Source organism: Hydrogenophaga sp. (genome assembly GCF_031426985.1).
Lineage (GTDB): Bacteria > Pseudomonadota > Gammaproteobacteria > Burkholderiales > Burkholderiaceae_C > Hydrogenophaga.
Map to the genome: position 1 here is coordinate 1 of NZ_JASJOY010000033.1, position 17,637 is coordinate 17,637.

General features: G+C 67.1%; 18 protein-coding genes, 1 tRNA gene and 1 pseudogene. 13 read left to right on the plus strand and 7 right to left on the minus strand.

Annotation, left to right across the window (positions count from 1 at the left end; all coding sequences use genetic code 11):
- A pseudogene (locus tag RMP09_RS04155) lies at positions 1-236 on the plus strand (3-hydroxybutyrate dehydrogenase); the annotation flags it as partial.
- A gap of 65 nt (positions 237-301) precedes the next feature.
- On the opposite strand, the gene RMP09_RS04160 reads toward RMP09_RS04155, so the two are convergent.
- Both RMP09_RS04160 and RMP09_RS04165 read right to left on the minus strand, forming a co-directional pair.
- A complete protein-coding gene (locus RMP09_RS04160) occupies positions 302-994 on the minus strand; it encodes an SIMPL domain-containing protein (RefSeq protein ID WP_409559685.1) in 693 nt (230 codons plus the stop codon).
- A 75-nt stretch (positions 995-1,069) separates the two neighbouring features.
- Positions 1,070-1,354, minus strand: a complete 285-nt coding sequence (locus tag RMP09_RS04165; RefSeq protein ID WP_310564742.1) for a hypothetical protein — start codon at positions 1,352-1,354, stop codon at positions 1,070-1,072.
- Between the two features lie 170 nt (positions 1,355-1,524).
- On the opposite strand from RMP09_RS04165, the gene ompR reads away from it, so the two are divergent.
- On the plus strand, positions 1,525-2,256 hold the full coding sequence (gene ompR / locus RMP09_RS04170) for a two-component system response regulator OmpR (protein WP_310564743.1): 732 nt from the start codon (positions 1,525-1,527) through the stop codon (positions 2,254-2,256).
- A complete protein-coding gene (locus RMP09_RS04175) occupies positions 2,256-3,659 on the plus strand; it encodes an ATP-binding protein (protein WP_310564744.1) in 1,404 nt (467 codons plus the stop codon). The genes ompR and RMP09_RS04175 overlap by 1 nt, the downstream gene beginning before the upstream one ends.
- Before the next feature lie 174 nt (positions 3,660-3,833).
- Here RMP09_RS04175 and ispF read toward each other — a convergent pair whose 3' ends face one another.
- On the minus strand, positions 3,834-4,331 hold the full coding sequence (gene ispF, locus RMP09_RS04180; RefSeq protein ID WP_310564745.1) for a 2-C-methyl-D-erythritol 2,4-cyclodiphosphate synthase: 498 nt from the start codon (positions 4,329-4,331) through the stop codon (positions 3,834-3,836).
- Positions 4,328-5,050, minus strand: coding sequence for a 2-C-methyl-D-erythritol 4-phosphate cytidylyltransferase (gene ispD / locus RMP09_RS04185; RefSeq protein WP_310564746.1), 723 nt, complete (start codon positions 5,048-5,050; stop codon positions 4,328-4,330). The genes ispF and ispD overlap by 4 nt, the downstream gene beginning before the upstream one ends.
- Before the next feature lie 107 nt (positions 5,051-5,157).
- Between ispD and mfd the strand changes: the two genes are divergently transcribed.
- The 4 genes from mfd to RMP09_RS04205 all read left to right on the plus strand — a co-directional run bounded on the left by mfd (position 5,158) and on the right by RMP09_RS04205 (position 10,607).
- Positions 5,158-8,649, plus strand: a complete 3,492-nt coding sequence (gene mfd / locus RMP09_RS04190) for a transcription-repair coupling factor (protein ID WP_310564841.1) — start codon at positions 5,158-5,160, stop codon at positions 8,647-8,649.
- A 120-nt stretch (positions 8,650-8,769) separates the two neighbouring features.
- Entirely contained in the window at positions 8,770-9,273 is a 504-nt protein-coding gene (locus RMP09_RS04195; RefSeq protein WP_310564747.1) for a DUF4405 domain-containing protein, read from the plus strand.
- Between the two features lie 36 nt (positions 9,274-9,309).
- Complete coding sequence (gene serB, locus RMP09_RS04200) at positions 9,310-10,041, plus strand: phosphoserine phosphatase SerB (RefSeq protein ID WP_310564748.1); 732 nt, start codon at positions 9,310-9,312, stop codon at positions 10,039-10,041.
- Complete coding sequence (locus tag RMP09_RS04205) at positions 10,038-10,607, plus strand: redoxin domain-containing protein (RefSeq protein ID WP_310564749.1); 570 nt, start codon at positions 10,038-10,040, stop codon at positions 10,605-10,607. The genes serB and RMP09_RS04205 overlap by 4 nt, the downstream gene beginning before the upstream one ends.
- A gap of 17 nt (positions 10,608-10,624) precedes the next feature.
- Here the strand turns inward: RMP09_RS04205 and RMP09_RS04210 are convergent, their stop codons facing one another.
- Complete coding sequence (locus RMP09_RS04210) at positions 10,625-10,987, minus strand: hypothetical protein (RefSeq protein ID WP_310564750.1); 363 nt, start codon at positions 10,985-10,987, stop codon at positions 10,625-10,627.
- A 189-nt stretch (positions 10,988-11,176) separates the two neighbouring features.
- Between RMP09_RS04210 and RMP09_RS04215 the strand changes: the two genes are divergently transcribed.
- The 3 genes from RMP09_RS04215 to RMP09_RS04225 are packed head-to-tail and all read left to right on the plus strand — an operon-like array spanning position 11,177 to position 12,637.
- Complete coding sequence (locus tag RMP09_RS04215) at positions 11,177-11,641, plus strand: DUF3106 domain-containing protein (RefSeq protein WP_310564751.1); 465 nt, start codon at positions 11,177-11,179, stop codon at positions 11,639-11,641.
- Between the two features lie 10 nt (positions 11,642-11,651).
- Positions 11,652-12,299, plus strand: a complete 648-nt coding sequence (locus RMP09_RS04220) for an RNA polymerase sigma factor (RefSeq protein ID WP_310564752.1) — start codon at positions 11,652-11,654, stop codon at positions 12,297-12,299.
- A complete protein-coding gene (locus RMP09_RS04225; protein WP_310564753.1) occupies positions 12,296-12,637 on the plus strand; it encodes a hypothetical protein in 342 nt (113 codons plus the stop codon). The genes RMP09_RS04220 and RMP09_RS04225 overlap by 4 nt, the downstream gene beginning before the upstream one ends.
- A 23-nt stretch (positions 12,638-12,660) precedes the next feature.
- Here the strand turns inward: RMP09_RS04225 and RMP09_RS04230 are convergent, their stop codons facing one another.
- Positions 12,661-13,020: a translation initiation factor Sui1 gene (locus RMP09_RS04230; RefSeq protein ID WP_310564754.1), complete on the minus strand. Its 360-nt coding sequence runs from the start codon at positions 13,018-13,020 to the stop codon at positions 12,661-12,663.
- A 57-nt stretch (positions 13,021-13,077) separates the two neighbouring features.
- Here RMP09_RS04230 and RMP09_RS04235 point away from each other — a divergent pair, with 57 nt between their 5' ends.
- Both RMP09_RS04235 and RMP09_RS04240 read left to right on the plus strand, forming a co-directional pair.
- Positions 13,078-14,343, plus strand: a complete 1,266-nt coding sequence (locus RMP09_RS04235; RefSeq protein ID WP_310564755.1) for a DEAD/DEAH box helicase — start codon at positions 13,078-13,080, stop codon at positions 14,341-14,343.
- Positions 14,344-15,087: 744 nt separating this feature from the next.
- Positions 15,088-15,702 (plus strand): PEP-CTERM sorting domain-containing protein, encoded by a 615-nt coding sequence (locus RMP09_RS04240; RefSeq protein WP_310564756.1) that lies wholly within the window; start codon positions 15,088-15,090, stop codon positions 15,700-15,702.
- 589 nt (positions 15,703-16,291) lie between these two features.
- Here RMP09_RS04240 and RMP09_RS04245 read toward each other — a convergent pair.
- A tRNA-Val gene (locus RMP09_RS04245) sits at positions 16,292-16,460 on the minus strand.
- Between RMP09_RS04245 and RMP09_RS04250 the strand changes: the two genes are divergently transcribed.
- Positions 16,451-17,611, plus strand: coding sequence for a tyrosine-type recombinase/integrase (locus RMP09_RS04250; RefSeq protein WP_310564757.1), 1,161 nt, complete (start codon positions 16,451-16,453; stop codon positions 17,609-17,611). The genes RMP09_RS04245 and RMP09_RS04250 overlap by 10 nt on opposite strands.
- Positions 17,612-17,637: the final 26 nt, after the last annotated feature.

Below are 17,637 nucleotides of genomic sequence, written 5' to 3' on the forward strand. Positions count from 1 at the left end.
TCTGCCCAGGCTGGGTGCTGACGCCGCTGGTGCAAAAACAGGTGGACGCCAAGGCGGCGGCCATGAGCCTGTCGAACGAAGACGCCAAGAAGCTGCTGCTGGGTGAAAAAGAGCCTTCGATGCAGTTCACCACCCCCGAAGAACTGGGCGAGCTGGCGGTCTTTTTCTGTTCACCTGCGGGCAACAACGTGCGCGGCGTGGCCTGGAACATGGACGGCGGCTGGACTGCCCAATAAACGGCCGTTCCTAGCAAACGAAAGGCCCGCATCGCGGGCCTTTCGTTTTGGAGCGTGCCCCCTGATCAGCGCAACTGGATCGCGCCCGACACGGTCACGTTGACCGTGCTCTTGCCCGGCTCCACCGCCACCGGCGCATCGGCCATGGCGGCTTTGGCCTGCATGGCCATGGCGCGCGGATACGGTTGTCCACCGCCCTGATCGGCCGAGCTGATGGAGAGCTCGCGCAGCGTGTAAGCGGTGAATCCGAAGCCCTTGGCCACATCGTTGGCGCGGGCCTTGAAACGCTCGATGGCCAGGGCCTGCACATCGGATTCCAGCTTCTGCTGCGCCTCGCGGGACAGCGAGAAGCCCACATGCCCCAGGGTCAGGGACTGGATCTTGCCGGCCGTGGTGCTGATGCGCGCGAAATCGCGTCCTTCGATCACCAGTTCGGTCGTACCCTGCCAGCCGGTGATCTTGCCGTTGCTGCCATAGCGCGGATACAGACTGAACTGGCCGGTGCGCACATCCATCTGCTGCGGCTGGGCGGCCGGTTTGGCCTGCGCCAGCGCGGCGTCCAGCGCCGTCTTGAGCTGGGCCTGCACAGCGGCGGCGTCGGCGCCTTCCTTGGTGGTGTTCAGGCTCATCCTGAGCCAGTCTTGCGGCACTTCCAGAAAACCGCTGGCGGAGATGTTGACGATGTTGGCGGGTTCTGGGGTCATGGGCGCGACCTGGGCCAGCGCAACGCCGCTGATGCCAGCGGTGCCCAGGGCCATGAGGAGAGAAAGACGGGAGAAGAAACGGCGCGATGCGATCGGGTGGGAAGCGGGAAGGATCTTGATCGACATGGGTTATTTTTTGGTCGTTTCGTAAACAGACGGGTTGCGCAGTTGCTCGCGCATACGTTGGCGCTCCTGCGAGCTCAGACGGAAGGGCTTGTTGTCCGCGTCGTCAAAAGGTTGACGCAAGCTGTCGCGCAAGGAGGCGGTGCTCCGCGCTTCGGCGTTTTCGGCCGCGATGGGCAGCACGCTCACCGGCGCGTCTTCTGGCAGCGGGTGTGCGCGCTTTCCCTGCGCCAAGCCCAACGTGGGCAGCGCAACGAGCAAGAGGCAACCGGCGGACAGGTACGGCTTCATGGTGATGAGAAGTATGACGCGGACCCGCATTGTGTGTGTTGCCCCGAGGTAACCGCCGCGCGAGCTGGGGCAACATTTGTAACACCGTGTCAGGACAACAAAAAACCAGTCGTGACAAGCACTTGGCGCTGCCACAATCGAGTTTGTTACATTTTCGGAGAGTTGCTGCCATGCCACAAATCAATGCCCGCCCCAACAAGATTCTGGTCGTGGACGACGACGTGCGGATCCGCGATCTGCTGCGCCGCTACCTGATGCAGGAAGGCTTCGAGGTGATGCTGGCCGAAGACGGCAAGGCGCTGAACCGGGTGCTGCAGCGCGAGTCGGTGGACCTGATCGTGCTGGACCTGATGATGCCGGGCGAGGATGGCCTGTCGATCTGCCGCCGCCTGCGCGCCAACGGCGACCGCACGCCCATCATCATGCTGACCGCCAAGAGCGAGGATGTGGACCGCATCGTCGGCCTGGAAGTCGGTGCCGACGACTACCTGGGCAAGCCCTTCAACCCGCGAGAGCTGCTGGCCCGCATCCACGCCGTGCTGCGCCGCCGCCCGCCCACCGAGGTGCCCGGTGCGCCATCGCAGGACGCGGAGACCGTCACCTTCGGCCCGTTCGAGTTCGACCTGAGCCTGCGCACCCTGCGCAAGGACGGCCAAGACCTGCCACTGACCACGGGCGAATTCGCCATGCTCAAGGCCCTGGTGCGCCACCCGCGCCAGCCGCTGTCGCGCGAGAAGCTGGCCCAGCTGGCCCGCGGGCGCGAATTCGAACCGTTTGACCGCAGCCTGGACGTGCAGGTCTCGCGCCTGCGCAAGCTGATCGAAGAGGACGCCGCGTCGCCGCGCTACCTGCAAACGGTGTGGGGCGTGGGCTATGTCTTCGTGCCGGACGGCAACAGCTGATGAACGAGGAGTCGCGCGTCCCGTTTGAGACCCAGCCCACCGGGCTGGAAACGGTGCCGGCCCCGCTCGACGCGCGCCCACCGCGGGAGGTGAGCCTGTTCTGGCGCACCTTCTTCCTGCTGGCCATGCTGCTGGTGGGTTGCATCGTGGCGTGGCTGCAGACCTTTCGGGCGCTGGAGTTCGAGCCGCGGGTGCTGCAAAGCGCGCAGCAGCTCGCCTCCCTGGTCAACCTCAGCCGCGCGGCCCTGGTGCACTCGGACTCCATCGCACGGGTCTCGCTGGTCAAGACCCTGGCCGACGAAGAGAGCGTGCGCATCGCGCCGCGCGAGCCCACCGACCAGTACCGCCTGTACGACACCGATTCGCTCAGCCGCAGCGTGAGCGAACGCCTGTACGCCCGCCTGGGCCCCGGCACCGTGGTCGCCCGTGAGGTCAACAACACCCCCGGTCTGTGGATCGGGTTTTCCATCGACGGCGACCCCTACTGGCTGTTGACCGATCCCTCGCGCCTGGGCCTGGTGGCGGGCACCACCTGGCTGATCTGGCTGGGCACGGCGCTGGTGCTGTCGCTGACCGGGGCGGCGCTGATCGCGCGCCTGATCAACCGGCCGCTGAAAAACCTGTCGTTCGCGGCCAGCCGCCTGCGCGAAGGCGACTTCAACGCCAGCCAGCTGAGCGAGGCGGTGGCCACCAGCGAGATCCGCGAGGTGAACATCGGCTTCAACCGCATGGCGCAGCGCCTGTCCAAGATCGAGCAGGACCGGGCCCTGATGCTGGCCGGCATTTCGCACGACCTGCGCACGCCGCTGGCGCGGCTGCGGCTGGAAACCGAGATGAGCGTGAGCGACCCGCAGGCGCGCGAACACATGGCGGCCGATATCGAGCAGGTCAACGCCATCATCGACAAATTCCTCGACTACGCACGCCCGGACCACCTGGAGCCTGAGCGGGTGAGCCTGAACCAGGTGATCGACGCGGCCACCTTCCCGGCCAGCCTCGACCCCAACACCAGCGTCACCACCAGCATCCCGCCCGAGACCATCCTCATGGGCGATGCGACCGAGCTGCAGCGCGTGTTCGCCAACCTGGTGGAGAACGCCCAGCGCTACGGGCGCGACCCGGTCACGGGCGTCGTGCGCATCGACATCGCGGCCAAAGCCAAGGACGAATGGGTGCTGATCAAGCTGCGCGACCACGGCACGGGCGTGAGCCCCGAGATGCTCAGCCAGCTCACACAACCCTTCTTCCGCGGTGACGCATCGCGCTCGTCGGCCACCGGCACAGGACTGGGGCTGGCCATTGTCGAGCGCGCGGTCTCGCGCATGGGTGGCCGCTTCGCGCTGGCCAACAGCAGCACCGGCGGCCTGTCCGCGCACATCAAGCTGCCGCGGGCCAAGGCCTGAGAGGCTGAGAGGAAATCGGTCATGCCCGCCTTGGCGCCCCAAAACCCCGCCTGCGGCGTTGCAAATGCGCGCCGTAGCCCGAGCTACGGCTGTGCTTTGCGCCTTGCCGGCCGTGCTTCGGGACGCCCTTTCGGGCACGCCCCATTCCCTCCCAGCCTCTGAGCCCGGGCAGGTTCAGGCGCGCCGCACCAGCAACGCGGCGGCGCGCGCCTCGATCGACAGGCCCTGCCCGACCGGACCCAGCTTCTCGGCCGTCTTGGCCTTCACGTTCACCTGGTCCGGCGCCAGGCCCAGGCTGCGGGCGATGGACGCCACCATGGCCGGGATGTGCGGCGCCAGCTTGGGCGCCTGGGCGATCACGGTGCTGTCCACGTTGCCGATCTCGTAACCGGCCTCGCGCACGCGGCGCGCGACTTCCGCCAGCAGCACGCTGGAGTCCGCCCCTTTGAAGCGGGCATCGGTGTCGGGGAAGTGCCGGCCGATGTCGCCCAGCGCCGCGGCGCCGAGCAGCGCGTCGGTGATGGCGTGCAGCAGCACGTCGGCGTCCGAATGGCCCAGCAGGCCCATGCTGTGCGGCACGGTGACCCCGCCAATGATCAGCGGGCGGCCAGGCACCAGGGCGTGCACGTCCCAGCCCTCACCGATGCGAAAGGGAATGGTCGGGTGCGTCATGAACGGGCTTTCAGAATGGCTTCGGCCAGCGCGAAGTCTTCGGGGTAGGTGACTTTGAAGTTCTGCGCGCTGCCCGGCACCAGGCGCGGCGCCTGCCCGGCCAGTTCCATGGCGCTGGCTTCGTCGGTGATGCCGTCAAATCCGGTGGCGGCGCGAGCGGCCAGCGCCGCCTGCAGCGCCCCGATGCGGAACATCTGCGGCGTCTGGGCCAGCCATTTGTCGCTTCGGTCCACCGTCGCCGACACACGGCCACCGGTCTCGGCCTTGAGCGTGTCGGGCAGCTTGAGCGCCAGCAGGCCGCCGACCGCATCGTCCAGACAGGCGTCGATCAGCGCATCGATCTGCGCAGGCGCGACCAGACAGCGCGCGGCATCGTGCACCAGCACCCAGTCTTGCGCGCTGGCACCGCGGTCCAGCAGGGCCTGCAGCCCGTTGAACACGCTCTGTGCCCGCGTGGCGCCGCCGCAATGCGCCAGCCGGGTTTGCGGGTCGTCCACACTCAGGAAGCGGTCGCCCGGCGACACCACCACCAGCACCTGTTCGACGCGCGCCACAGCATGGAAGGCCGCCAGCGTGTGCAGCACCAGCGGCACGCCCAGCAAGGGCTCGTACTGTTTGGGGCCGGCCGTGCCGGCGCGCGAGCCGGTGCCGGCGCAGGGCAGCAGCGCAAACAGGCGCGCCGGCGGGTTCTGGGGGGATGGGGTCTGGGCGTCGGGCATAAGCAAGCGCGCATTCTAGAATCCGACCGCATGCACCCCCCTGCCGAACCGGTTGGGGGGTGTTCGTCATGGCCCCCGCCATCCCCAACGCCGAACGCACCGCGCCCATGGACCTGCCCAAGCTCAAACCCGGCCACCGCTTCCACCTGCCCCGCCCCGCCGGTGCGGCCGATTCGCTGCTGCTCGCGCAGCTGGCGGCGCGGGAAAAGGCTGCTGGCCGGCCCACGGCCATCGTCACCGCCGACGCCACCGACGCGCAGCGCCTGATGGACGAGATGGCGTTCTTCGCGCCCGAACTGCGCTGCGCCCTGTTCCCCGACTGGGAAACCCTGCCCTACGACAGCTTCTCGCCGCACCAGGACCTGATCAGCGAACGGCTGGCCACGCTGTGGCGCATCCAGCAGCACGACAAGGACACCGGCGCCGACGTGGTGCTGGTGCCCGCCACGACCGCGCTGTACCGGCTGGCGCCGCCGTCCTTCCTGGCGGGCTACACCTTCCAGTTCAAGGTCAAGCAGAAGCTTGACGAGGCCAAACTCAAAGGACAGCTGACGCTGGCGGGCTACAACCACGTCACCCAGGTGGTGAGCCCGGGCGAATACGCGGTGCGCGGCGGCCTGATCGACCTCTTCCCCATGGGTTCGCAAGTGCCCTACCGCGTCGACCTGTTCGACGACGAGATCGACTCGATCCGCACCTTCGACCCCGACAGCCAGCGCAGCCTCTACCCGGTGCCCGAAATTCGCTTGCTGCCCGGCCGCGAGTTCCCGATGGACGAGGCAGCGCGCGCGCGCTTTCGCAGCCGCTGGCGCGAACTGCTCGAAGGCGACCCGACCAAGAGCCGTATCTACAAAGACATCGGCAACGGCGTCGCCACGGCAGGCATCGAGTACTACCTGCCGCTGTTCTTTGAAGAGACCGCCACCGTCTTCGACTACCTCGGCGAACAGGCCACCGTCGTGCTGCACGGCGACCTGGAACCGGCCTTCCAGCGTTTCTGGCAGGACACGCAGGACCGCTACCGCCTGGTCAAGGGCGATCCGGACCGCCCCGCCCTGCCGCCCGAGAGCCTGTTCCTGTCGATGGAGCAGTTCTACGCCCAGGCCAACAGCCACTCCCAGCTCGCCATCCGGCCCGCCGTGGAGGACATCGCCGATAACGCCTTCGCCCAGAAGCTGGGCGACCTGTCGGTGGTGCGCGGCGCCGAAGACCCGCTGGCGCGGCTGCAGGGCCACATCCGCAACACCGCGCACCGCGTGCTGCTGCTGGCCGAAAGCGATGGCCGGCGCGAGAGCCTGCTGGACTTCCTGCGCGCCAGCGGCCTGAACCCGCCAGCCTTTGATTCGCTGGCCGAGTTCCAGACCAGCGACGAGCCGGTCGGCATCGCCACTTCGGTGCTGACGGTCGGCTTCAGTTCGCTGGAACATGGCATCGACTTCGTCACCGAGACCGAACTCTTCGCCGCCGGCCCGACCACGCGGCGCAAGAAGAAGCAGGAACAGGTCAGCGACGTCGACGCGCTGATCAAGGACCTGAGCGAGCTCAACGTGGGCGACCCGGTGGTGCACAGCGCACACGGCATCGGCCGTTACCGCGGGCTCGTGAACCTGGACATGGGCGACAAGAACCCCGACGGCACGCCCGCGCTGCAGGAATTTCTGCACCTGGAATACGCCGACAAGGCCGTGTTGTATGTGCCTGTGAGCCAGCTCAGCCTGATCGGCCGCTACACCGGGGTCAGCGCCGACGAAGCGCCGATGCACAAGCTGGGCAGCGGCCAGTGGGAAAAGGCCAAGCGCCGCGCGGCCGAGCAGGTGCGCGACGCCGCCGCCGAGCTGCTGAACATCTACGCCCGCCGCGCCGCGCGCCAGGGCCACGCCTTCCGCTTCAGCGCGCAGGACTACGAAATCTTCGCCAACGACTTCGGCTTCGACGAAACCGCCGACCAGAAGGCCGCGATCCACGCCGTGATCCAGGACATGATCAGCCCGCAGCCGATGGACCGCCTGGTCTGTGGCGACGTCGGCTTCGGCAAGACCGAGGTCGCGCTGCGAGCCGCCTTCGTCGCCATCACCGGCGGCAAACAGGTCGCCTTTCTCGCGCCCACCACGCTGCTGGCCGAGCAGCACTACCAGACCCTGGTGGACCGCTTCGCCAAATGGCCGGTGAAGGTGGCGGAGATGAGCCGCTTCCGTTCGCAGAAAGAAATCACCGCCGCGATGAAAGGCATCAACGACGGCAGCGTCGACATCGTGGTTGGCACGCACAAGCTGCTGAGCGAGAAGACGAAGTTCAAGGACCTCGGCCTGCTCATCATCGACGAGGAACACCGCTTCGGCGTGCGCCACAAGGAGGCGATGAAGCAGCTGCGCGCCGAGGTGGACGTGCTGACGCTGACGGCCACGCCGATCCCGCGCACCCTGGGCATGGCGCTCGAAGGCCTGCGCGACCTGAGCGTGATCGCGACCGCGCCGCAGCGCCGCCTAGCGATCAAGACCTTTGTGCGCAACGAGGGCAACGGCGTGATCCGCGAAGCCGTGCTGCGCGAATTGAAGCGCGGCGGCCAGGTCTACTTCCTGCACAACGAGGTCGAGACGATCGAGAACCGACGCCAGAAGCTGGAAGAAATCCTGCCCGAGGCGCGCATCGCGATTGCCCACGGCCAGATGCCCGAGCGCGACCTCGAACGCGTGATGCGCGACTTCGTGGCCCAGCGCTACAACCTGCTGCTGTGCTCGACCATCATCGAGACCGGCATCGACGTGCCCACGGCCAACACCATCGTGATGAGCCGGGCCGACAAGTTCGGCCTGGCGCAGCTGCACCAGCTGCGCGGCCGTGTCGGCCGCAGCCACCACCAGGCCTACGCCTACCTGCTGGTGCCCGAAATCGAGGGCCTGACCAAGCAGGCCGCCCAGCGGCTGGACGCGATCCAGCAGATGGAGGAACTGGGATCGGGCTTCTACCTCGCGATGCACGACCTGGAAATCCGCGGTGCCGGCGAGGTGCTGGGCGAAAACCAGAGCGGCAACATGCTGGAAGTCGGCTTCCAGCTCTACAACGAGATGCTGAGCGAGGCCGTGAAGGCGCTCAAGGCCGGGCGCGAACCCGACCTTCTCTCGCCCCTGTCGGTCACCACCGACATCAACCTGCACGCCCCCGCCCTGCTGCCCAACGACTACTGCGGCGACGTGCACCTGCGGCTGTCGTTCTACAAGAAGCTGGCCACGGCCAAGACCACCGACCAGGTCGACGGACTGCTCGAAGAAATCGTGGACCGCTTCGGCAAGCTGCCCGCCCAGACCCAGACCCTGATCGACGTGCACCGCCTGCGTGTGCTCTCGGCGCCCTACGGCGTGGTCAAGGTCGATGCGGCACCCGGTGTCATCAACATCACCTTCCGGCCCAACCCGCCGATTGAGCCGATGCGCATCATCGAGCTGATCCAGAAGAACAAGCACATCAAGCTGGCCGGCAACGAGAAGCTGCGCATCGAACGCGCGCTGCCCGAGGTGAAAGACCGGGTGCAGCTGGTGCGCGACGTGTTGCGCGCGCTCGGCCAGCCGCTCAAGGCTGCGGAGCCGGCCGGCGCCGCCTGATCCCCATCCCATCCTGATCGGTACCGGCCGGGGTTTACCCGGCGTTCACACAGCGGTCGGGGTTTCTTCATGGCGCCGCGGGAAACTTGTTGCATCGCAACAAGAACCGGAGGACGCACTGTGAACCTCAACCCCCACCGCCCCTGGATCACCCCGCTGGTGATCGGCGCCTTTTTCCTGTCGGCCGTCACCGGCGTGCTGATGTTCTTCCACCTCGACAGCGGGCTGAACAAGACCGCACACGAGTGGCTGAGCTGGGCCATGGTGATCGGCGTCACGCTGCACGTGCTGCTGAACATGCCGGCCTTCAAACGCTACTTCACGCAAACCCCCGGCAAGCTGGTCATGGGCGTGTTTGCCGCGGTGCTGTTGCTGAGCTTCATTCCCGCGGGCGGCGCAGGTGGCGAACCCGGCTTTGCGCCCCCGGTCCGCGCCCTGGCCCGGGCGCCCATCGCCGTGCTGGCCCAGGTCGCCGGCACCAGCCCCGACGACCTCAAGGCCCAGTTGCAGGCCCAGGGCCTGACCGTCACCAGCGACCAGCAGTCGGTGGCCGACCTGGTGGGCGGCGACCTGCGCAAGCAGATCGGCACCCTCTCCAAAGTGCTGCCTGCGACCCAGCCCTGAGCGGGGACGCTGTCCGGCTCCCGCGATAATTCCGGGATGACCGCACCCACCGACTTCGCCCCCGGCCTGACCATCCAAGGCTTCACAGCTCCGCTCAACCTGAAGGACTTCAAGCTCATCGCGTTCGACATGGATTCCACGCTCATCAGCATCGAGTGTGTGGACGAAATCGCCGACGCGGTGGGCCGCAAGACCGAGGTGGCGGCCATCACCGAAGCCGCCATGCGCGGCGAGATCACCGACTACAAGGACAGCCTGCGCCAGCGCGTGACCCTGCTCAGGGGCGTGACCGTGGCCGACATGGAACGCGTCTACACCGAGCGCCTGCGCATCAACCCCGGCGCGGCAGAGCTGGTGCGCGCCTGCAAGGCCGCCGGCCTGAAGGTGCTGCTGGTCTCGGGCGGTTTCACCTTCTTCGCCCACCGCGTGCGCGACACGCTGGGCATCGACTTCGTGCGCGCCAACGTGCTGGAAGTGGAAAGCGGCCCCAACTGCGGCCAGTTGACCGGCCGCATGGTCGACCAGCCCTGGGGCGACATCTGCGACGGCGCGGAAAAGCGCCGCACCCTGCTGGAAGTGGCCTCGCTGCTGGACATCGAACCGGGCCAGTGCATCGCCATGGGCGACGGCGCCAACGACCTGCCCATGATGGGGGTGGCCGGCCTGTCGGTGGCCTACCACGCCAAGCCCGCCGTGCGCGCGCAGGCCATGGTGGCCATCAACGAAGGCGGGCTGGACCGCCTGCTCGACGTCTTCAAGGCCGCATGAACGAGCGCCTGCGCCGCTGGGCCGCCGGCCTGCGGCGCGACTGGCGACGCCACCTGGGCACGGTGGCGCTGTTCGCCGCCGTGCTGCTGGCCGTGCAAGGGTGGCAGACGCGGCACGTGGCCGGCGGCCCCTTGCCCGCAGCGGCGCTGGACGCGTCCCTGCCCGTGCGGGACGCCACCGGCACCCTGCGCCAGAGCAGCCTGCGCGCCGAACTGGCCCGGCTGCAGCAGGCCCACCCGGGTCAGAACGTGGGCCTGTACGTGTGGGCCGACTGGTGCCCGATCTGCCAGACGATCCAGGGCACGGTGGACGGTCTGAGCGCTGACCACCCCATCCTCACCGTGGCCATGCAGTCGGGCCCGCCCGACCAGGTGGCCCGCTACCTGCAGGCGCGCAGCCTGGCCTGGCACACGCTGGTGGACCCGCGTGCACAGCTGAGCCGGGCGCTGGGCTTTGGCGCGGTGCCGGCGTTCGCCGTCATCACGCCGCAGGGCGACCTGCGCTGGCCCACCGTGGGCCTGACCAGCGGCTGGGGCCTGCGCCTGCGGCTGTGGCTGGCGCGCTGATCAGCGCTCCGACCGCCTCAGCCGCCGCGCTGCTGGGCGTCGTGCTTCTGGCGGTAGATCTTGTGACTGGCGTGGTCCTGCGCCTTTTCCATGCGCAGCGCTTCCTTCGCGGTCACCTGGCCGTCGGCTTCGGTGTGGCGTTCCAGGCGGTTGATGTGGCGTTGCTGCTTCTCCAGCCTCGCCTGCTCGCGCACCGTGAGCTGGCCCGACGCCGCGCCCTGCGTGATGCGGTCGGACTGGCGGTCCTGCCGATGGTCCACGCGCTGTTGCTGGCGGTCGGCCAGGCGGGGGGTGCCTTGCGCCAGCGCGGTGCCGGCGAACAGGCCGAGGCCGGCGGCGGTGAAGGTGACAGCGGAGAGGGTCTTGATCCAGGAGGTCATGGTGGTTTCCTTGTGGGTGGGAACGGTTGCGGTGGCCGGTTGGTCCACGCCCCCGTTGAACCGGTCAACCACCCCGCGGTTTACGGGCTTGGGTGAAAATCCGACCGGATCGCACGGGTTTGGCGTAAGCGCCGGCCCGTTGCGGGGTTCAAACGGGCAAGACCCCAACCGTGCACGGCCCCACCCTCCATGACATCCCCCGCACCATCCCCCTTTCGCCACCGACTGGTCCCCTGGCTGGCCGGCTGGGTGCTGCTGGCCAGTGTTGGCGCCCAGGCCGCCCCCGTGGTGCCGCCCGACGCACAAGACTGGGCCCGCCTGACGCCCGCACAGCAGGCCCAGCGCAAAGCCGAACTGAAACAGCAGCTCAAGCAGGCGACACCGCAAGAGCGCAAGGCCTTCCGCCAACAGCTGCGCCAGCAGATCGAAAACCTGTCCCCGAGCGAGCGGCAGGCCCTCATCGACAGCACCCGTCAGCGCTGGCGCCAGCTCAGTCCCGAAGAAAAGCAGCGCCTGGCCGACGAGCGCCGCCAGCAGGTCAAAGCCATGACGCCGGAAGAGCGCCGCGAACTGCTGCGACAGCGCCGCGAGATGCTGGACAAGCTCAGCCCCGCCGAGCGCAAGGCCTTGCGTGAAAAGCTCCAGGCCGAATGAGCCCCCAGCCATGAGCCCGCCCACCGCCACCGGCGCCCTGGGCGCATCGCTGGGCCAGCTGGGCCGCTGGGTGGGCCGTGCGCTGTTGCCACCCGGGCGCGCCGCCATCCGCAGCGACGACTGGACGCTCTGGCACGCGGCCTGCACGGGCGACGAAGCCAGCGCCACCCGCCTGGTGCACCAGCTCACACCGCAGGCCCACGGCCTGGCCCTGCAGCTGCTGGCCAAGCGCGAAGACGCCGAAGACGCGGTGCAGGAAGCCTTTCTGCGCCTGTGGAGCAGCCGCCCCAGCGATGCGCACGGGGCGACGCTCGCCACCTTCTTCAACACCATCGTCATCAACCGCTGCAAAAGCTGGCTGGTGCGGCGCCGCGAACTCAGCACCGACCCCGAACAGCTGACCGAACTGTCCGACGCCCAGCAGACCACCCACGCCCCCGAGGCCGACGAGCTGCCCGCTTCCAGCACCGCGCAACTGCAAGCCGCCATGGCCCGCCTGCCGGCCCGCCAGCGCATGGCCCTGGCCATGTGGGCCTATGCCGACGCCGATGTGGCCGACATCGCCCGGTCCATGGAACTCGAACGCAACGCCGCGCACCAACTGCTGCACAGGGCCAAGGCCGCGCTGCGGCAACAGCTCCAGGAGCACACGCCATGAATGCCCCCACCCCCAACCGCCACAGCCCCGACGATCAGCGGCTGCGCGAACGCCTGCGCGAAGGCCTGGCCCAGACGCCGTCCGATGGCCTGGAGGCGCTGGAATCCCGCGCCATCGGGCATTGGCGCCAGCGCACCGCGGGCCAGCCGCAACACCGCGGGCCACTGGCCGTGCTGCAGGCCGGCTGGCGCCAGCACCCGGCGCTGCTCGGGGGCGCCCTGCTGGCGCTCGGGCTGGCCGCGCTGCTACTGGTCAAACCCTGGGCACAACCCGACCCGGCGCTGGACGAGCTGCTGCAGCCCGATGTGCTGTCGCTGATGGCGGCCGGCGAGCTGTGACCGGCGGCCCGGACCACCCGGCCTCAGCCGCCCGCGCGCTTGACCTTGTGGCCCTGGGCCTGCAGGGCGGCCATCACGCGCTCGACGTGATCGCCCTGGATCTCGATCACCCCATCCTTGACCGTGCCGCCCGTGCCGCAAGCGGCCTTGAGCTGCTTGCCCAACACGACGAGCGCGCTGGCGTCCAGCAGCACGCCTTTGACCACGGTCACCGCCTTGCCACCGCGACCCTGGGTTTCGCGCGACACGCGCACCGTGCCATCGCCTTGCGGCACGGACTTTTGACCGCAGGTGCACTGGGCCACCGGCTGCCGGCAGCCCGGGCACATGCGGCCCAACTCGGTGGAATACACCAGACCACCGCTGGAGAGCTTGTGTTTCATGGGCCGGCATCGTAGCGCGCCCCGCGCGCACGGCCCCAGCGGCGACAATCGGGGCACATGCACCTCTCCACGTTTTCCGCCCTCGGACTCCTCCCCACCCTGGCGCAAGCCGCCGCCGACCAGGGCTTCGCCTCGCCGACACCGATCCAGCAGCAGGCCATCCCGGTGGTGCTGCGCGGGGCCGACCTGCTGGCCACCGCACAGACCGGCTCCGGCAAGACCGCGGCCTTCGCCCTGCCCCTGTTGCAGCACCTGCAGACCGGTGCGGTACACACCCCCAGGCGCGTGCGCGCACTGGTGCTGGTGCCCACGCGCGAGCTGGCCGCCCAGGTGGGCGAGGTGCTGCGCAGCCTGGCGCAACAGCTGCCTTCGCGGCCGCGCGTGGCCGTGGCGTTCGGTGGCGTGTCCATCAACCCGCAACTGATGGCGCTGCGCGGCGGCGCCGATGTGGTGGTGGCCACGCCCGGGCGCCTGCTCGACCTGGTGGAACACAACGCGCTGCGCCTCTCGGCGGTGGAACTGCTGGTGCTGGACGAAGCCGACCGCCTGCTCGACCTGGGCTTTGCCGACGAACTGGACCGCGTGCTCGCCTTGCTGCCCGCGCAGCGGCAAAACCTGTTCTTCTCGGCCACCTTCCCGCCCGCGGTGGAAGCACTGGCCGGCGGTCTGCTGCGCGACCCGCAGCGCGTGGACGTGCCCGCCCCGGCGCAGGCCGAGGCCGTGGTGCTGCAACGTGCCATTGCGGTGGACGCGGGCCGCCGCACCCAGCTGCTGCGCCAGCTCATCCAGGACAACGGCTGGGAACGCGTGCTCGTGTTCGTGGCCACGCAGTACAGCGCCGAACGCGTGGCCAGCAAGCTGCACCACGGCGACCTGTACGCCACCTCGTTCCACGGCGGGCTGAGCCAGGGCGCGCGCAAGCAGGCACTGCAGGAATTCAAGGAAAAGCGCTGGGACGTGGTGGTCACCACCGACCTGGCGGCGCGCGGCATCGACATCGCGCAACTGCCGGTGGTGGTGAACTACGACCTGCCGCGCTCGGCGGTGGACTACGTGCACCGCATCGGCCGCACCGGCCGCGCGGGCGAGAGCGGCCTGGCGGTGAGCTTTGTGAGCGCCGACACCGAAGCCCATTGGCGGCTGATCGAGAAGCGCCAGGGCCTGAGCCTGCCGCTGGAGCAGCTGCCGGGGTTTGAGCCCATCGATGTGGCAGCACCCGCTGGCCCGGCGGGCGGTGGCATCAAGGGCAAGCGCCCGAGCAAGAAGGACAAGCTGCGCGCGGCCGCTGCCGCTGCTGCTGTAGCGCCCCCAAAACAGGACTGACCTGCGGCATCCCCGCCGACAACGCCGGGGTCCGGAAACAACAAAGCCCACCGATGGGTGGTCTTTGTTGTTTGCACGCTCAGGCTCATCACAGCCGAAGCGCTTCATCGCCGAGTTGTCCCAGTGGACTCCTTCTGGGTTCAGCTGGATGCGAACGTCATGGATGACGCCGCGATGTCGGCGGTGGATCCGTGCCGTCCCGATGGGCCGCGACCGGACGAAATGAGCGAACGGCCGGCACAGCTCACGGCCGCGGATGGGCTGCTGGGCATGGACGCCGCCATCCAAGACCCCAGCCTCGAACCGGAACGTCGGGCCACTCAGGTACGGGTGGACGCACTCGCAGAGGAACTCAGCGCGCCGGCCTTACCGTCCTGCGAGCACCAGTCCGTGGGTGATGGCATCGCCTCTTGGTTCCGATCTGCCCACCGGCATCGCGCTGACGCAAGAAGTCGTCAGGGCCGGCGCGCAACACCCTGAAGACCCCAGCGGGTCGTGCGGGACCCGCAAGAACCGTTGCAGTGGTTCCTCGGAAACTTCGCGGCAGACCGCGACGTAGGTTGCCGCGCATGACGACGCTTTTTACACATGGGCCCGGACTACTGCGCCCAGTCTCGCGGTGGAATGCGGTAAGTGCATGAACACCAACAGAAATATGAAGGGCAGTCCATTCTGGTTCGGAGATTGCTTGTCGCACCACGAGCCGTTCGGGCTTATCCGAACCCACAACTCAGGAGAATTCAGATGAAGCCACTGCTGATCGCTGCCGTCGCGAGCTGTTCCTTCTGGGCTGGCATGGCTGCTGCCACCACGTTGACCGGCCAGGTCGTCGATGCGACCGTGCGCCACGGCATCGGCAGCAGCGCCTACGAAAGCGAGTGTCAGACCTACCAGAATCTCGGTGTTGCAATCGGTGCCGGGGTTGAGGTCGGGGCCACCAACGACACGAATGTTGGTGCCTGCGGCGGAGGAATTGCGGCCGATATCGACGGCACCACGAATATCCTGACGCTGACGCCCGCCGACACCGGTTTTGGCGACTACGCGTGGGTAGAGGTCGTTTTTTCTGGTTTCACCATCCCCATCACGGGTGTTTCACTCATTACGAACGACCTGTTCACACTGGCGGATTTCGGCAACATCATTCCTGACCCACAGATCGTGTTCACGGCAAGCTCGATCTCGATCCTCTTCGACCCGGCCGGCAGTGAGATCTTCGATGTCACCCCTGTCACAGGAGGCGTCACCTCGTTCCAGATCGAGACTGCCCGGGCCGTTCCGGTGCCCGGAACCCTGCCGCTCATGTTTGGGGGCCTCGTCGCATTGGCACTCGCACGCCGACGCGAACTCCGCACCTGAGTTCGCGTGAACCTATCGACCTGCGAGACGAACAGCACCGACAAGTGCGACGACGTGCAGAGGAGGCTGGTCGAGCCACGCACAGGGGACCCTGCCCCCCGGTCGCGTGAGGTTCTCAACCCACGGGTTACGTGGTCTTTGGTGCGCGGCGCCTCTCACCCGTGTTGTGGCAGCGCCCCCCCAACCAGCGATCCGCCCAGTCGGTACAGCTGTTGCGACGACGCCGATCCCCTCAAAAGGAGTGGGCTTGAGGATCGCTGTGGATGGACCGTTCGTCCGCGCGGTCGCTGCGGTGTCGCAACAACTTTCCGATCACTTGCCGCAACGGCAATCCCTCGCGATCACAAATCCGCTCAAGACCGACATGCCAGCTCGACAGGGCCGACATCGGACACATCGGAGATCGAGGTCACTCACCTCCGTCAATGGCACCAACCGTTGGGATCGCCGAAAAATCATCCGAGCCAGCCGTTGCTCCGGAGAAAAGAACTCGACCTTCAATTCTTTGGCTCAGCTTGGGAGCGGCAGAAACAAAAAAGCCCACCGGTTGGTGGGCTTTTTGTATGCAAGTGTGGATGACTTGCCGTTTTGGTGGGCGGTGCAGGGTTCGAACCTGCGACCCCTGCCGTGTGAAGGCAGGGAATGTGGACTTTTTTGGACTTTTTTGGACTGAGTTTGTCTATGTACAGAGTGTGAAGACGTCCCATAAAATCCAAACAGGTTTTGGACACTTTTTGGACACCAACTCATGCCGGCCCTCTCCACAGTCAAAAATCGGGACGCCCTCAAGGCCAGACACGCCCCTTACTGGCAACAACTCCGCCGTGGCTGCTACCTGGGTTTCCGGAAAGTCTCCACCGCATCGGTGGGCGCATGGGTGGCCAGGTTTAGGGATGAGAACGGCAAGCAGCACCTTCACTCGCTTGGCAGCTTTGAGGATGTTTCTCCCAGCGAGCGCTTCGACATGGCGCGTACAGCCGCCGAAAAGTGGTTCGGCCATATGGGGGCCGGCGGTCGCAGCAAAGGCGAAACCGTGGCAGATGCTTGCCGCAGCTATCTTGCAAACGTGGGCGAAGCCACTCGCAAGGATGCCCAGGGCCGGTTCAACCGTTGGGTGTTCAGCGACGCCAAGTTCTCCAGCATCGAATTGCTCAAGCTCAAACACTCAGACGTGAAGGGGTGGCGCAAACGGCTGGAATCGACGCCAGCTATTCGTCAGGACAAGCAGGTCAGCATCAAGAAACGCAGTCCATCATCTGTAAATCGCGATATGGCCACCTTACGGGCGGCATTGAACTTGGCCGTCAAGGACAAGATGGCCACCAGTGACAGCGCCTGGAAAGATGCATTGGCGCCACTGCAAAACGCCGACAAACGTCGAAACGTGTACATCGACCGAGAAGCCCGGAAGCAGTTGATTGCACACGCACAGTCAGACTTGGCACCATTCCTTCGCGCCTTGTGCAACCTGCCGTTGAGACCCGGCGCCGTGGCCGCCTTGACCACAGGGGACTTCCAGCCAAAAACCGCCGAGTTGAGCATCGGGGTAGACAAGTCGGGCCAAGCCCGTCGGATCAAGCTGCCCCAATCAACGGCTACGCTCTTCGCGCATGCCTGCAAAGACAAGACACCAAAGGCCCCCATCTTCGGTCAAGCCAATGGGAAGGCATGGGACAAAGACGCTTGGAAGTATCCGCTCAAGGCGGCTGTAAAGGCTGCCAAGCTGCAGGACGGCGTGACGGCGTACACCCTGCGGCACAGCACCATCACCGATCTGTTGAGCCTGCACGGGCTAGACACCCTCACCGTTGCAGCCCTTGCCGGTACATCACTGGCGATGATCGAAAAACACTATGGCCACCTACTGAGAGAGCGAGCAGCGGACGCCCTGGGGCAACTGGCGATTTAGTGCAAAGTGGTGGAATTTTCTACTTT

Excerpts from the sequence above, each read along its gene's own strand:
- RMP09_RS04225 (WP_310564753.1), top strand. The coding sequence starts at position 12,296 with ATGAATGCCCCCACCCCCAACCGCCACAGCCCCGACGATCAGCGGCTG.
- ispD (WP_310564746.1), bottom strand. The coding sequence starts at position 5,050 with ATGCCCGACGCCCAGACCCCATCCCCCCAGAACCCGCCGGCGCGCCTG.
- RMP09_RS04205 (WP_310564749.1), top strand. The coding sequence starts at position 10,038 with ATGAACGAGCGCCTGCGCCGCTGGGCCGCCGGCCTGCGGCGCGACTGG.
- RMP09_RS04210 (WP_310564750.1), bottom strand. The coding sequence starts at position 10,987 with ATGACCTCCTGGATCAAGACCCTCTCCGCTGTCACCTTCACCGCCGCC.
- RMP09_RS04165 (WP_310564742.1), bottom strand. The coding sequence starts at position 1,354 with ATGAAGCCGTACCTGTCCGCCGGTTGCCTCTTGCTCGTTGCGCTGCCC.
- RMP09_RS04175 (WP_310564744.1), top strand. The coding sequence starts at position 2,256 with ATGAACGAGGAGTCGCGCGTCCCGTTTGAGACCCAGCCCACCGGGCTG.
- ispF (WP_310564745.1), bottom strand. The coding sequence starts at position 4,331 with ATGACGCACCCGACCATTCCCTTTCGCATCGGTGAGGGCTGGGACGTG.
- RMP09_RS04230 (WP_310564754.1), bottom strand. The coding sequence starts at position 13,020 with ATGAAACACAAGCTCTCCAGCGGTGGTCTGGTGTATTCCACCGAGTTG.
- serB (WP_310564748.1), top strand. The coding sequence starts at position 9,310 with ATGACCGCACCCACCGACTTCGCCCCCGGCCTGACCATCCAAGGCTTC.
- RMP09_RS04240 (WP_310564756.1), top strand. The coding sequence starts at position 15,088 with ATGAAGCCACTGCTGATCGCTGCCGTCGCGAGCTGTTCCTTCTGGGCT.
- RMP09_RS04215 (WP_310564751.1), top strand. The coding sequence starts at position 11,177 with ATGACATCCCCCGCACCATCCCCCTTTCGCCACCGACTGGTCCCCTGG.
- RMP09_RS04235 (WP_310564755.1), top strand. The coding sequence starts at position 13,078 with ATGCACCTCTCCACGTTTTCCGCCCTCGGACTCCTCCCCACCCTGGCG.
- RMP09_RS04220 (WP_310564752.1), top strand. The coding sequence starts at position 11,652 with ATGAGCCCGCCCACCGCCACCGGCGCCCTGGGCGCATCGCTGGGCCAG.
- RMP09_RS04160 (WP_409559685.1), bottom strand. The coding sequence starts at position 994 with ATGGCCCTGGGCACCGCTGGCATCAGCGGCGTTGCGCTGGCCCAGGTC.
- RMP09_RS04250 (WP_310564757.1), top strand. The coding sequence starts at position 16,451 with ATGCCGGCCCTCTCCACAGTCAAAAATCGGGACGCCCTCAAGGCCAGA.
- ompR (WP_310564743.1), top strand. The coding sequence starts at position 1,525 with ATGCCACAAATCAATGCCCGCCCCAACAAGATTCTGGTCGTGGACGAC.
- mfd (WP_310564841.1), top strand. The coding sequence starts at position 5,158 with ATGGACCTGCCCAAGCTCAAACCCGGCCACCGCTTCCACCTGCCCCGC.